The organism is Citrobacter sp. Cpo012 (assembly GCF_030333015.1).
GTDB lineage: Bacteria > Pseudomonadota > Gammaproteobacteria > Enterobacterales > Enterobacteriaceae > Citrobacter > Citrobacter portucalensis.
The window spans coordinates 166,056-178,988 of record NZ_JAOWGR010000041.1 but is presented as its reverse complement, the minus strand read 5'-3'; the positions used below and the strand labels follow the sequence as shown (position 1 = coordinate 178,988).

At 51.0% G+C, this 12,933-nt stretch carries 11 protein-coding genes; 4 read left to right on the top strand and 7 right to left on the bottom strand.

What is annotated here, in order from left to right:
• Positions 1-329 precede the first annotated feature (329 nt).
• Both yhjD and OGX90_RS17040 read right to left on the bottom strand, forming a co-directional pair.
• Positions 330-1,331 (bottom strand): inner membrane protein YhjD, encoded by a 1,002-nt coding sequence (gene yhjD, locus OGX90_RS17045; protein WP_048215344.1) that lies wholly within the window; start codon positions 1,329-1,331, stop codon positions 330-332.
• Positions 1,332-1,402: 71 nt separating this feature from the next.
• On the bottom strand, positions 1,403-2,302 hold the full coding sequence (locus OGX90_RS17040) for a LysR family transcriptional regulator (protein ID WP_008786405.1): 900 nt from the start codon (positions 2,300-2,302) through the stop codon (positions 1,403-1,405).
• 119 nt (positions 2,303-2,421) lie between these two features.
• Between OGX90_RS17040 and OGX90_RS17035 the strand changes: the two genes are divergently transcribed.
• Positions 2,422-3,180 carry an SDR family NAD(P)-dependent oxidoreductase gene (locus OGX90_RS17035; protein WP_286624350.1) on the top strand — a complete coding sequence of 253 codons (759 nt, stop codon included), beginning with the start codon at positions 2,422-2,424 and terminating at the stop codon, positions 3,178-3,180.
• 371 nt (positions 3,181-3,551) lie between these two features.
• A complete protein-coding gene (locus OGX90_RS17030; RefSeq protein ID WP_003827446.1) occupies positions 3,552-4,157 on the top strand; it encodes a helix-turn-helix transcriptional regulator in 606 nt (201 codons plus the stop codon).
• A gap of 15 nt (positions 4,158-4,172) precedes the next feature.
• On the opposite strand, the gene OGX90_RS17025 is transcribed toward OGX90_RS17030, so the two are convergent.
• Both OGX90_RS17025 and OGX90_RS17020 read right to left on the bottom strand, forming a co-directional pair.
• On the bottom strand, positions 4,173-4,523 hold the full coding sequence (locus OGX90_RS17025) for a glycoside hydrolase family protein (RefSeq protein WP_048215347.1): 351 nt from the start codon (positions 4,521-4,523) through the stop codon (positions 4,173-4,175).
• Positions 4,524-4,609: 86 nt separating this feature from the next.
• Positions 4,610-5,149 (bottom strand): GNAT family N-acetyltransferase, encoded by a 540-nt coding sequence (locus OGX90_RS17020; RefSeq protein ID WP_286624349.1) that lies wholly within the window; start codon positions 5,147-5,149, stop codon positions 4,610-4,612.
• A gap of 167 nt (positions 5,150-5,316) precedes the next feature.
• On the opposite strand from OGX90_RS17020, the gene OGX90_RS17015 reads away from it, so the two are divergent.
• Entirely contained in the window at positions 5,317-6,906 is a 1,590-nt protein-coding gene (locus OGX90_RS17015; protein WP_286624348.1) for an STY4199 family HEPN domain-containing protein, read from the top strand.
• Between the two features lie 27 nt (positions 6,907-6,933).
• On the opposite strand, the gene OGX90_RS17010 is transcribed toward OGX90_RS17015, so the two are convergent.
• Positions 6,934-8,583 carry an alpha,alpha-trehalase gene (locus OGX90_RS17010; RefSeq protein WP_048236973.1) on the bottom strand — a complete coding sequence of 550 codons (1,650 nt, stop codon included), beginning with the start codon at positions 8,581-8,583 and terminating at the stop codon, positions 6,934-6,936.
• 427 nt (positions 8,584-9,010) lie between these two features.
• Here OGX90_RS17010 and OGX90_RS17005 point away from each other — a divergent pair, with 427 nt between their 5' ends.
• On the top strand, positions 9,011-10,405 hold the full coding sequence (locus tag OGX90_RS17005) for a cytochrome-c peroxidase (protein ID WP_008786400.1): 1,395 nt from the start codon (positions 9,011-9,013) through the stop codon (positions 10,403-10,405).
• Between the two features lie 42 nt (positions 10,406-10,447).
• On the opposite strand, the gene gorA is transcribed toward OGX90_RS17005, so the two are convergent.
• A complete protein-coding gene (gene gorA, locus OGX90_RS17000; RefSeq protein WP_057068834.1) occupies positions 10,448-11,800 on the bottom strand; it encodes a glutathione-disulfide reductase in 1,353 nt (450 codons plus the stop codon).
• 104 nt (positions 11,801-11,904) lie between these two features.
• The gene (locus tag OGX90_RS16995) at positions 11,905-12,747 is read right to left on the bottom strand and encodes a 23S rRNA (adenine(2030)-N(6))-methyltransferase RlmJ (protein ID WP_003827459.1); all 843 of its coding nucleotides are present in this window, start codon (positions 12,745-12,747) and stop codon (positions 11,905-11,907) included.
• Between the last annotated feature and the right edge of the window lie 186 nt (positions 12,748-12,933).

Below are 12,933 nucleotides of genomic sequence, written 5' to 3'. Positions count from 1 at the left end.
TTTCTTATTTTTGGCCGAACGAAAGGTCATATTACGCACAGCAAAAGAGACATTTCAATCTGTAACAAACTTTGAGATCGGTCAAAAATGGAGCAAAAAGGGGATAATTTTTAGGCTTGAGATTTCACTTCCATGAAATGCTTCACACAATTTAAAACTTGGATGATAAAACTGGTTTTTGGTTAAATAAAAGTTACGGGTTGGATTTATTCACTAAATCAGTGAGAACAGGCGGCATTATAATTGCCGGATGGCGCTGCGCTTATCCGGCCTACAAAACTCTCCCGTAGGCCAGATAAGCGCAGCGCCATCCGGCCAGTTAACAAAGATTAGCGGTGTGTTTTCCCCGGCATACGCGGGTCGTCTTTGTATTCCGCTGTGGCAATCCAGGCTGCGCAAAATAGGGTCAGACGAGCGAAGAAGTAGAAGAACGCCATCAGTCCAAGCACGGAACCAAATGCCGCGCCCGACGGCGACTGCACCAGTGATGGCAGCGTATACGTCATGATCATTTTGATGACTTCAAACCCCAGCGCCGCGATAAAGGTACCGCGTATGAGCGCTTTCTTACGCGGTCGGTGACGCGGTAGCCGCCAGAAAATCCAGAAGAACAGCAGGTAGTTGGCGAAAATAGAGATGGTCAGGCCGATCAGCCGCCAGGCGGGCTTCAGCCATTCGATACCGTCGAGATACAGCGCAGAGATAATCATCTGCTGGGCGGAACCGGCGATAGAGGTAATGGACAGAGTAACAATCAGTGCAACCAGTAAGCCAATCAAGGAAACAAAATCACGCAGATATTTGACCCAAATTTTTTCCTGATCCTGCGGCGTACGTTCCCAAACATCCCGCGACTGGGCACGAATCGCTTCGCGCAGGTTCCCCATCCAGTTAATGCCGGAATAGAGTGCGATACCCAGCCCAACCAAACCTACGGTCGTACGCTGCTGAACGGCGGTATTGATGGTATTTTTCAGCGTAGAGGCGAGCGTCGGATCGCTGACGTTCAGCAGAATCTTGCTGAAGATATCCTGCAACAGCGTAGGGTGCGAAGCGAGAATAAAACCCGCGGCGGCAAACGACACCATCAGGATTGGGATCATCGACAGAAACGAGAAGTAGGTAATGGCGGCACCAAACTGATTTCCCATACGATCGTTAAACCGCTCTGCGGCACGAATAAGATGGGCGATGATGGGCTGGCGTTGAATTTTATCGGCGAAGGTCAGCGCGGTTTTCAGCGCCTGGTTCGCTTTAGCGTTTTTCTCCGGCGCGGCGGAGGCTGATTTATGTTCTGGCGTAGGGTGTTTTGCGTCTTGTTCCTGCGTCATCCGATCGGTTGTCCTTATTTTGTTCACTCATGACATTATAGCCTGCTCAGGGGCGCATCCTGAAAAATGGACTAATCCACATAGTCTTTCATCACGCCAGTCAGCCATTCCATAAACAGATGTACCCGGCGGGAGAGGTTGCGCCGATGCGGATAAAGCAAAGAGACTGGCATTGGCTCGGCGCGATATTGCGGCAACACTTCAACCAGCGTACCGGCGCGCAGGGCATCACGCACGCCAACGCGCGGCACCTGAATAATGCCCAGACCGGCAAGGCATGCCGCGTGATAGGTTTCGGTACTGTTTACCGTTAGCATGCCGCCGGTTTTAACCCATTGCGTGCCGTTTTCTGTCGCCACTTCGAAACCTTGCGCACGCGTTCCCAAATTGACCGAGTAATGCACCACTGCATGCGAGGCAAGATCCTCCAGATTTTCCGGATAACCAAAGCGGGCGAGGTATTGCGGGCTGGCGCAGTTAATCTGCGTGAGTTTCCCCAGTGGGCGCGCAATCAGCCCTGAATCTTTCAGCGTACCCACGCGTACCACACAGTCGAAACCTTCGCGGATCAAATCCACCAGACGGTCGCTGCTGCTGAGTTCGAGTTCCAGGCCTGGATACTGATGCAAAAAGCTCGGTAAGCGGGGCATCACCAGGTTTCTTGCTACACCGACCGGCATATCAACGCGCAGCTTGCCGCTGATGCTGGACGGATCGTGATGGAACAACCCATCCAGCTCATCCAGATTACTCAACAGATCTTTCGCGCGTTCGTAATAGATCATGCCGTCTTGCGTGAGCTGAACGCGGCGTGTGGTGCGGTGCAACAACTGCGTGCCCAGATGATTTTCCAGAGCCTGGATCTGGCGCGATACGCTACCTTTAGGAAGTCCGAGGGTGTCTGCGGCACGCGAAAAGCTCTCCAGTTCTGCGACGCGGATGAACAACTGCATTGCGTGAATTTTATCCATTCTCATGCCCTATTGTTGTTCTAAATGAAACAGTAATGCGCAGTTAGCAGTATTTATTGTTCTTCTATCACCTAATAAGCTTTGTCTCAATCTTCACAACACCTGAAATGAGGTTTCTTATGACGCAACGTATCGCATTGGTGACTGGCGGCGGCCGTGGACTCGGTAAAAACGCGGCGCTGAAGCTAGCGAGTAAAGGAATCGGTATTATCCTGACGTGGAACAGCAATGAAAAAGAAGCGCAGCAGGTTGTGGATGAAATACGCCAATCTGGCGGTAAAGCGGCGGCATTACCGTTGAATGTCGGTGATATTTCTACATTCCCTCAGTTTGTTCAACAGGTGCAGGGAACGTTACAAGCGCAGTGGCAAAGTAACGTGTTTGATTATTTATTGAACAATGCCGGAATCGGCATTAACGCACCGTATCCGGCATTTACTGAAGCGCAATTTGACCAACTTTTGAACATCCATTTTAAGGGCCCCTTTTTCCTGACGCAGAGCCTGCTACCGCTGATGAATAAAGGTGGTCGCATCCTCAATGTCTCGACCGGACTTGCCCGCTTTGCGCTACCGGGTTACAGCGCATACGCAGCCATGAAAGGTGCGATGGAAGTGTTAACCCGTTATCAGGCAAAAGAGCTGGGAGAGCGCGGTATAACGGCGAATATTATTGCGCCAGGCGCAATAGAAACGGATTTTAGCGGTGGAAATGTGCGGGATAATGCGCAATTGAATGCGTACATTGCATCGCAAACGGCGCTGGGACGCGTTGGTTTGCCGGATGATATCGGCGATGCCATTGCTGCGCTGCTCAGCGATGAACTGGCCTGGATGACGGCACAGCGTATCGAGGTATCCGGCGGAATGTTCCTGTAAACCCATAAGGTGCTTATTCAACAGGTCACGGCATGCGTTGAATAAGCACTTAATGCTAGATTGTATTTTGTAACAGATTTATCCATTGTCGTAGATATCTTATTTTTAGCTAAAAATATAAAATCATATTAATTAATATTCATTGTCTTATCATGAGCGTCGAATATTAAGACTTTCCCTAATTTTCGAACCTGTTTTTGTTCCTTTGTATGATCCTTCGGGTTGAGCTGTAACTATTCATAACTTCTGCTTCTTTCTTCCCCATCTATCGGTAAAATGGCCCCCCGCCAAATGGTGACTTCTTATTTTACCCTATGGGTAATACCCTTCCGCATGTTAAGGCTAATATCCTATTCGGATGGAGATAAATAATGCAGGTAGTAATGTTTGACAGGCAGTCAATATTTATTCATGGAATGAATGTAAGTTTGCAGCAACGTATTCCAGGAGTGGATGTTCAGGGTGTCAGTCAGGCAGATGAACTTTGGCTGACGCTGGAAGATAAACCCGAGGCATTAGTTATATTGGATGGCGACCTTGATGCTGAGTTCTGCTGTAGCTTGCTGCAACAGATAGCAGAGCGCTTTGCGATGGTGAAGGTGCTGGTGACCGCAACGGACTGCCGTAAAAAATGGCTGCAAGAGGTCACTAAACTGAACGTGCTGGCCATTGTTCCGCGCGATTCTGACGCGGAAACCTTTACGCTGGCCCTCAATAGCGTCGCGATGGGTATGATGTTTATCCCCAGAGACTGCATAACCGCTACCGAAAGCGGTGGGCAAAATATCAGATTGCTCAGCGCGCGTCAGCGGGAGATTTTGACCATGCTGGCCGCCGGAGAATCTAATAAACAAATTGGTCGACTGTTAAATATCAGTACCGGAACGGTAAAAGCCCATCTTGAATCGTTGTACCAGCGCCTGGAGGTAAAAAACCGTACGCAGGCGGCAATGATGTTAAACAACACCATTTACTAGGAACATATTTCACAGTCAGAATATTTCTGGCTGTGAAATAAACACCGGCCAGATATTTTTAGCGCAAAATTGGGTAATTCCCACACTGAATATCCACGTAATTAATGCTTCCAGCTGAAACCTGTCTTTTATTTGCGTCATTTCCTTATGGATGAATGCCTCGCAGATCCTCATATCTGCGAGCAGCAATGTTTCTGCCTGCATCACCGTAATTGGGGTATCAAAGGATTCATTGGCGGTGATTTCGTGTCCGTAGCCAATGACCCAGATGCCTTTTTTGTCCTGATACTTTTCCAGCGACAGGCCCTGCCATTGCTTAATAAATGCAATACAAGCGGGCGTGAAATGCGTCGAACGCAGCGGCATAATAGTCTCTGTGCAAAGAGACCTATTCTAAAAAAAACACGCCGTTACGCTAGTTGCCTGACAGCCAGTATTTACCGCAAAACGACCTATGCCGTGGGCGGCTGATATTCTTGTTTTAACAGACCAAAAATCCAGTCATCGTGCCAGGTTTGATGTAGCCAGTAGCTTGCGCGTAGCGTGCCTTCATGAATGAACCCGACCTTTTCCAACAGACGCCGTGAGGCTTCGTTTCCTGCGGTGACACAGGCGGTCAGTCGCCGCAGACCGCCGCTGGCAAATGCGTATTCACACACGGCATGCAGAGATTCAGCGCCATACCCTTTACCCTGCGCCTGTGGGGCGAGCAGAAAGCCAACCTCGGCACACTCATTGCTCTCCTGAATGTATCCGGTCACGCCAAGCGGTGCTCCCGATGTCTTATCGCACAGGAGCAGACATAGCCAGTGTGGGCTGCCGGGATACCATTCAGGCAGGCGGGAGTCGAAGGCTGTCCGTATTTCCTCTTCAGTACGTGCGTCAGCGACAAAACGCATCACATCTGGGTTCTGCTGTAGCGTTAAGAAGAACGTCCAGTCATTTTCTGTCAGTGGGCGGCAGAGCAGACGTGATGTTTGCAGTACAGGCACAGGCTTATCTCCAGAATAATTTTCAATGATTGTGCGGAAGTCACTGTAAAACTTATTTATTTGCTATATGAATGTGTTCTAGTCTACATCGGCACAACGTTGCGTTTAAAAAAGATAATTACATACCATGGTGAGGCCGCACGTTTTGGGTCCTTTTAGGGAAGATGATGACCAATAGCGCGTTACAAGCGACATGTACACCCTTTGAACATTGTCTGGGGATTATCCGCCAGGCGTCGGTAGAAATATTACTGCTGCTAGGCGTACATGCCGCAGAAGGCAAAGACCCACGGTGGTTTCTCGAACAACTGGATCAGGCACGACTGAATCTGGGCGGCTGGGGGGCTGTCGCCAGACGGTTGCAGATGAATGATGCGCAATTGAGCCAGTTCACTCTGCGGCTACGTCATCTTCAACAGAGTGTACCCCAATATGAAAATGGCCAGGACGTCAGTGAAAACCAGCTGATTTCAGCGCTGCGCTTTGTGGCTTCTCTGGAACAATTACGCCAGCAACAGCCCATCCTGAAGTATCAAACCGAAATTGCACCTGTGGAGCCGGATGCTCAGATGCGGGCGCAGCGTCAACTTCGCGCAATAGAATTAACCCTCAAATCTCTGATTGCACGGGTATGGCCGGATCAACATCCTCTCAACAGCTTTCTGAAACAGCACTTTGGTGGTGAACGTCTGCGTCGCTGGCTAAAGTTGGGCGAAGGACGAGATGCGCTGGACGGTATGATGTTTAGCGAGCTGGCGCTGATGGTCGTCGATAAGAAATTATTCGTTCGCCACTTTACGCAGATTTTTAACGATACTTCGGTGCTCATGTCATTTGTTGAGCCGCGTATCACGCTACGCATGTTTTTGGATGATTGTCGCCAGGCTCGTAACTGCGTTATCGCGCAGCAGCCGCTGACGTCGGTACAACTGATGTTGCTGGACTACCAGTACCGACAGATAACTCATCCTGTGCAACGGGCATTTGAAGAACGGCGTACGCGCATTAATCCTGCGTCGTATCTGGAATCTGATGAGGCCATGGTCCGCCAGTTTTGGGAAACAGCAAAGCAAAAAGACGAGCAAGCGGGAGGCGATAAGCATGAAATCGCAGACAGTATTGATCCGCCGGAAAAGCGGGCCAAGCGCACGGCGGAAGAACGTGAACAGCTGATTTCCGGCATGTTGTGGGTAGCGGTCGGCGTGATGGTGCTGGCGATTTCGCTGGGTGCGTTCTGGTTATTTACTTCGCCAGCGCCACAGGCGTCTTCCGGACAATCCGTTGAAATTGTGCAGGAGGAACCGCGACGCGATGCCCCCAGCGCACGGGAGGCGGTGACCCGAATGGGCATCACCTGGGATGCCTTTAACATGCGGGCGGCTATCGATCGCAATGACACCCGCGTGACGTCACTGTTCCTTCAGGGCGGGATGGACTGGAAGCTGGCGTGGACGGAGCAGGCGTTTTCGGCGGGCAATACTGAGGTGTTGAGACTGCTGCTGCGTTACCCTTCGCAGATGGATGAAAGCAAACCATGCCGACAGTTTATGACTACGCTCAGCCATGCGATGTCGAATGGGGCATCGCTCACTTCGCTGCATAAAAGTTATCTGCAAAGTTTTTGTTCCGTGCCTGCGGTCGTTGCGCGTCAGCAATATGATCTTGAGCAGGCCGAGCTGCGTGTTCGCGCCCAGCCAAGCCCTGAGAACAAGAAATGGCAGAAAATTCACGCCGAGCTGTACGATGCGATTAACTGAAAGCCTGATGACTCAGACCGTCAGCTGCTAGGGTTCGCCATACAAACCGATGAGTCGGCGCACCACGCCATTGGTCCAGCCAAAGCCGTCCTGCAACGGATATTCCCCTCCGCCGCCTTCGCGCGGCGCGGCGTCGGCTATGTGGTATTTTTCGATAAGTTTGTGGTGTTCCTGATAAAAGAGATTCACCGTTTTCAGCCAGTTACGGGCAATTTCATCCCCGAGATGGTCGTCACCGTACAGTTTGAAGCCCTGGATCGCCATCCACTGCAGCGGCGCCCAGCCGTTGGGTTTATCCCATTGCTCACCGGTTTCATGCTCCGTGGCTAAAATGCCACCGGGCGTGAGCAGGCGACTGCGAACTGCGTTAGCAAGCCGATCGGCTTGTTCATGCGTTGCCATACCGACATACAGCGGCACAATACTGGCGGCAGAGAACAGGGCCATTTGTTCGCGCCGCCAGTCGTAATCGCGATAGCAGCCGTTTTCATCGTCCCAGAGATAGCGGTTTACCGCATCACGACGATCGCTGGCTTTCTGGCGAAACAGCTCTTCCGTTTCTTTGTCACCTTTCAGCGCGGAAATATTGGCGATAGTGCTTTCCAGCTTGTAGAGGAATGCGTTCAGGTCAATTGGGATGAACTGCGTGGTGCGTATGCTGGCAAGGCGGCCTGCGTCGCGCAGCCAGCGCGATGAATAATCCCAGCCAGAAGCCGCGCCCGCGCGTAAATCCCGATACACTTCATTGGGCGGGCGACCCGAATGCTTGGCGGTCTCGACGTCTTCAAGCCATGACTCATCGCGCGGCGTATCACGATCGTCCCAATAGCGGTTAAGTAGAGAGCCGTCCGACATTCTGATCACGTGGCGGTAGGCCTGGTTGAGTACCAGGGAATCGGCGCCATCCATCCAGAACGCGTACTCCATTTTTAGATGATCAAGGTAACGACGCGCGCCGCGTACGCCATCTTCTTCAAACAGCTCCACCATCAGGGCAAAAACGGGCGGCTGTGAGCGGCTCAGATAGTAAGTACGGTTGCCGTTCGGGATGTGACCATAGTTTTCAATCATCCAGGCAAAGTTATCTGCCATACATTTCAGCAAATCTTCGCGGCCGCTCTCTGCCAGACCCAGCATGGTAAAGTAGGAATCCCAGTAGTATGTTTCGCTAAAACGCCCGCCTGGCACAATGTATGACTGCGGTAACGCCAGCAGCGAGGACCAGGGAATGTGATCCTGCGGCTCGCGCGTCAGCACCGGCCACAGTTGATCGATATGTTCTTTCAGCGAACTTTCCGGGTCAGAAACGTATTCGCTGGAGGGCGTTTCCGGGAGCCAGAAATGGTTCTCGACGAAGCGTCGCAGATCGAAGTCCCGATGGCGTTTAACCTTGCGATAGCGAATTAAAATGTCGAGCGGGTCCATTTTGGGCGCACAATCTGGGAAGGTTTTACTATCCGCAAACAGTTTGGATGACTGGACGTGTTCGAACAGTTCGAGATAACGATCGGCAGGGGTTAACGCATCTGAAGCGGGAAGTCCTTCAATCATCTCCGGCTCAGGCTCCGCCTCAATCATTTCATCCAGCTTTAACTCGCACGGATCCATTTCATAAAGCAGATCGATGTCGATCGTCATTTCTTCAGAAGGGGCGTGGGGTAGTTTCTGGTTGAGCATAATGAGAAAGACCTCCGATGGACGTTGAAAGATTAAGGCTATTGCCCGGTCGTCAGTTAAGCGTAGACATTCGCTTCGGTGTCGGGTGAGTAAAGCGTGCGGTTGATCACGTTTTAATGCTGAGCAAAATTTAAAGAATCAGACTATCCCAATGAAAATAATGGATAATTCAAAGTTCTGCATGATCTGAATATATTCCATTTTCAGAGCATTCGATTGCAACGAGGTGTGAACAGAGACAGGTAACGCCTTATCTCTATAATAGGCGCAGGCTATTCTATTGATAGTTCTCCTCCATGTAATTGCTTGATACTTATCAAAATAGTAATCCCCTTATTTCCTATGATGGTCAGGTCTGACAAAGACTGTGCATTAATTATTCTAATTTTTCTGGGTCACAATAACTCACAACGGTGAGGGTAAAATAATGAAAATCATTACCCGTCTTACCGCGATTGCCATAGCTGGCATCGTGATTTGTTATTTTGGATTATCCGGTTATGTGTGGTATCACGATAATCAACGTAGCAAACAGGCTGATGTTCAGGCCTCTACGCTGGAAGAAAATAATAAGGTATTAGGTTTTTTACGCGAAAAAGGATGCGATTATTGTCACACGCCTTCAGCTGAATTACCTTTCTATTCTTCTTTTCCTGTCGCTAAGCAGTTGATGAATTATGATATTCAACTGGGATACAAATCATTCAATCTTGAAGCCGTTCGTGCGGCGCTGGTCGCAGATAAACCCGTTTCGCAAAGCGACCTGAATAAAATTGAATGGGTGATGCAGTACGACACCATGCCGCCAACGCGATATACCGCGCTGCACTGGGCCGGGAAGGTCAGCGATACGGAGCGAGCCGAGATCCTGGGCTGGATTGCGAAACAGCGTGAGCAGTATTACGCCAGTAACGATACCGCCGCGCAGCATCGTAATGAACCGGTACAACCGATACCAGAAAGTATCCCGACCGATGCCCGCAAAGTAGCGCTTGGCTTTACGCTTTACCACGACCCGCGTATTTCAGGCGACAGCACAATTTCTTGCGCGCATTGCCACGCCCTGAATGCAGGCGGCGTGGATGGCCGGAAAACGTCGATCGGCGTAGGCGGCGCCGTTGGCCCGATTAATGCGCCGACGGTGTTTAACTCGGTCTTCAACGTTGAACAATTCTGGGATGGTCGTGCGCCAACATTGCAGGCGCAGGCAGGCGGCCCGCCGTTGAACCCTATCGAAATGGCATCTAAATCCTGGGACGAAATTATCCAAAAACTGGATAAGGATCCGCAATTGAAGCAGGAGTTTATTGCGGTTTATCCGCAGGGATTCAGCGGGGATAATATTACCGATGCGATTGCTGAGTTTGAGAAAACGCTAATTACGCCAAATTCGCCGTTTGATAAATGGCTACGCGGCGATGAAGCGGCGTTAACTGCTCAGCAGAAACATGGCTATCAATTGTTTAAAGATAATAAGTGTGCGACCTGTCATGGCGGTATTATTTTAGGCGGGCGCTCATTTGAGCCATTGGGGTTGAAAAAGGACTTTAATTTCGGTGAGGTCACTGCCGCAGATATTGGCCGCATGAACGTCACTAATGAATTACGTGACAAGCTGCGTCAAAAAGTCCCGGGCTTGCGTAACGTTGCGCTGACTGCGCCTTATTTCCATCGCGGTGATGTGCCTACGCTCGATGGTGCGGTAAAACTGATGCTGCGTTATCAGGTGGGTAAAGAACTGCCGCAGGAAGATATCGACGATATCGTGGCGTTCCTCGAAAGCTTAAACGGCGTGTATACGCCATATATGCAGGGTAAATAAGAGAAAACCGGATGGCAAAGCACCATCCGGTTTATTTATTGCTTAACGCATGGTAACGAATTCTTCTGCCGCCGTTGGATGAATCGCAACGGTGTTATCAAAGTCTTTCTTGGTTGCGCCCATTTTCAGCGCGACCGCGAAGCCTTGCAGCATTTCATCCATTCCAAAACCAATACCGTGAATACCGACAATTTTCTCTTCCGGACCGACGCAAACCAGCTTCATGCGGCATGGCTGACGGTGTGTGGTGACAGCGGTATACATTGCGGTAAATGATGATTTATACACTTTCACCTGGTCATCGCCGTGCTGTTCGCGAGCCTGCTGCTCGGTCAGGCCCACGGTGCCAATTGGCGGGTGGCTGAAGACCACGGTCGGGATGTTGTTGTAGTCCAGATGCTCGTCCGGCTTGTTGTTAAACAGACGTTCGGACAGGCGACGGCCCGCGGCAACGGCAACCGGCGTCAGCTCAACGGCACCGGTATTGTCGCCGACGGCATAAATACCCGGCACGCTGGTGTTCTGGAATTTATCAACGACGATGTAGCCTTTTTCGTTGGTTTTCACGCCGGTAACAGCCAGATTGAAGTTGTCCGTTTCTGGCTCACGACCAATCGCCCAAATCAGGCAGTCTACCGTTTCGCTACGACCATCTTCCAGTTGCAGGGTCAGGCTGCCGTCAGCGTTTTTAACAACCGCTTTTGGAATCGCGTGAGTATGCAGAGTCGGGCCTTCGGCGTTCATCACCTCAACCAGCGTGTCGACGATCATCGGATCAAAGCTACGCAGCGGCGCGTGTTTGCGTACGAACAGGTGCGTTTGGGCACCCAGGCCGTTAATCACACCAGCCAGCTCAACGGCAATGTAGCCTGCACCAACAACAGCCACGCGTTCTGGTAACGCTGGCAGCTCAAAGAAACCATTAGAATCAATACCGTATTCCGCGCCAGGGACAGCCGGGCGACTCGGGCGACCACCAGTGGCAATCAAAATATGATCGGCAGTGATGATTTCACCATTCACTTCAACGGTTTTTGCATCAACGAAGCGCGCAAAGCCTTTGATCACATCGACATTATTTTTGCCCAGCACGTTGTCGTACGAGGTATGAATACGATCGATATAAGCGGTACGCGTGGCGATCAGTTTATCCCAGTCGAACTTATTGATGGTGGTGTCGAAACCGTAATCCGGACCGTACATGTGGATCGCTTCGCGGACCTGTGCGGCATGCCACATCACTTTCTTCGGTACGCAGCCAACGTTAACGCAGGTGCCGCCTAACTCTTTGGCTTCAATCAGTGCGCATTTTTGACCGTACATTGCTGCACGGTTAATGGAGGCAATACCGCCGCTGCCGCCGCCAATAGCGATGTAATCATAGTGCTTGGTCATGACCGCTCCTTTATGTTCATTGTAGGGCGGAGAAGCGTTACGCCATCCGCCAAAATATTCGCGATTGTATACCTGATATTAAAAGGTTCCACCGATGGCTGCGATTACTCCGGCACTATCCAGCTTACGGAAGTATGCCCGGTTCCTGTCGGAACCAGTTTGCTGTGCAACCACGGCAGGACGTTGTTCATCTGCTGCTCCAGCTTCCACGGTGGGTTAATCACAATCATGCCGGATGCCGTCATGCCGCGCTGATCGCTGTCCGGGCGTACTGCCAGCTCAATTTGCAGAATTTTACGGATGCCGGTGTCTTCGAGATCGTGGATCATGCGCTTGATTTGTTGGCGCAGAACCACTGGATACCACAACGCATAGGTGCCGGTCGCGAAACGTTTGTAGCCTTCGTTAATACCGGTCACTACTGCCTGGTAGTCGCTTTTGATTTCGTAGGGTGGATCGATAAGGATCAACCCACGACGGGAAACCGGCGGTAATTTTGCTTTCAGCTGCTGATAACCATCGGCTTTGGCCACGCGAGCGCGCTCATCTTTCTGGAATTCGCCGCGCAGCAGAGGGAAGTCGCTCGGGTGCAGTTCAGTTAATTGCAGACTGTCCTGTTCACGCAGCAGCTGGCGAGCAATTAACGGAGAGCCCGGGTAGTAGCGCAGCTGACCGCTACGGTTGAAGTGCTGCACTACGCCAATGTAGGGTTCCAGTTCGGCAGGCAAATCGTCCTGCTGCCAGATACGGGCGATCCCTTCCAGGTATTCACCGGTGCGTTCGGCATGCTCACTGCTCAGCTGATAACGGCCAGCACCAGCATGGGTGTCCAGATAAAGAAACGGTTTTTCTTTCTCTTTGAGCGATTCAATGATCAGGCTCTGAACGGTGTGTTTAAGGACGTCGGCGTGGTTGCCTGCGTGATAACTGTGGCGATAACTGAGCATGGGTAATGAAATTCCGCTGAAATGACGATTTGCCACAGTTTACAGCAGATCGGCACAGATTACCCGCAGGCCCGGTAAGAGCAGCGCCACCGGGCGTCTTTCCATCACGGTTAGCATTGAAATCCTCTACACTTAACCCCATTGTACAAATTAATATGCACAGCGCCGGATACGCGCTTCATTCAC